This is a genomic window from Clostridium sp. MCC328, assembly GCF_018785465.1.
GTDB classification, from domain to species: domain Bacteria; phylum Bacillota; class Clostridia; order Lachnospirales; family Lachnospiraceae; genus Pilosibacter; species Pilosibacter fragilis.
Map to the genome: position 1 here is coordinate 1 of NZ_WQPW01000124.1, position 1,034 is coordinate 1,034.

Consider the following 1,034-nt stretch of genomic DNA (forward strand, 5'->3'; position numbering starts at 1 on the left):
TTAACCTGTTGTGCTAGATAAAATAATATAAAGAAACTTCAACAAAATGTGCTATCCTATTTGTAGGCAATACAACGAAAGGAGGCATCATTATGTTGAAGTTCCAAAATAATAATACCACTGTTATTGCAACTTTTGAAGACTTTATTTTAACCACTTACGTTATTATTGACGAATTGTATCATCAGTTTGCACTTCCTGAGGTTGCCAAGCGACGGCATGTTTTAGATGCAAAACTATCTGATTCGGAAATCATTACCATTAGTCTTTGTGGTGAGTTGCTTGGCGTTGATTCTGAAAATGCCTGGTTTTCTTTCGTGAAAAAGAATTACAGACATCTTTTTCCGCAGCTTTGCAGCAGAAGTCGTTTTAACAGAACGAGGCGTGCTCTGATGCAGACAACCGAATTATTAAGACAAAAGATGCTCTCTGTTTTTCCGGTTCCGGTCAGTTCTTATTGCATTATTGATAGTTTTCCGCTTGCAGTCTGCAAATTTGGACGTGCACGATACTGCAAAACATTTCGCAGCCAGGGTGCTGATTACGGAAAGTGCCCTTCTAAAAAGGAAACTTACTTCGGCTATAAAGTGCATGCCCTGGTCACATTAGAAGGTTACATTACTGCATTTGAGATTACGCCGGCATCCACAGATGACCGTGAAGGATTACGGGATCTGGTGGATAATTGTTCAAATATTACAATTTTAGCAGATAAAGGATATGTTGGCGAAAAACTCATGCAGGAAATGCAGGAACAAACGATCTGTCTTTTTGCACTCAAGCGTTCCAACAGTAAAGAAAACTGGCCAAAATCGGTGCGTCAGCTGATCTTCAAATTGAGAAGACGGGTAGAAACTGTCTTTTCACAGTTAAGCGGTCAGTTAAATGCAGAAAGAGTACTTGCCAAAAGCTTTCAGGGCTTATGCACCCGTTTGGTTAATAAAGTATTGGCATACAACCTCTGCATTGCATTAAACAGTATTTTCGGTGAAACCTGCGAACTTGGAAAAATCAAAGAACTGATATTCTAAAAA

The 1,034-nt window shown here is 39.1% G+C and carries 1 protein-coding gene; it reads left to right on the forward strand.

Annotated elements, in window-relative coordinates; genetic code table 11:
* Positions 1-92 precede the first annotated feature (92 nt).
* Positions 93-1,031, forward strand: coding sequence for an IS982 family transposase (locus tag GPK83_RS15275; RefSeq protein ID WP_215705176.1), 939 nt, complete (start codon positions 93-95; stop codon positions 1,029-1,031).
* The last annotated feature ends 3 nt before the right edge of the window (positions 1,032-1,034 follow it).

Excerpts from the sequence above, each read along its gene's own strand:
- GPK83_RS15275 (WP_215705176.1), top strand. The coding sequence starts at position 93 with ATGTTGAAGTTCCAAAATAATAATACCACTGTTATTGCAACTTTTGAA.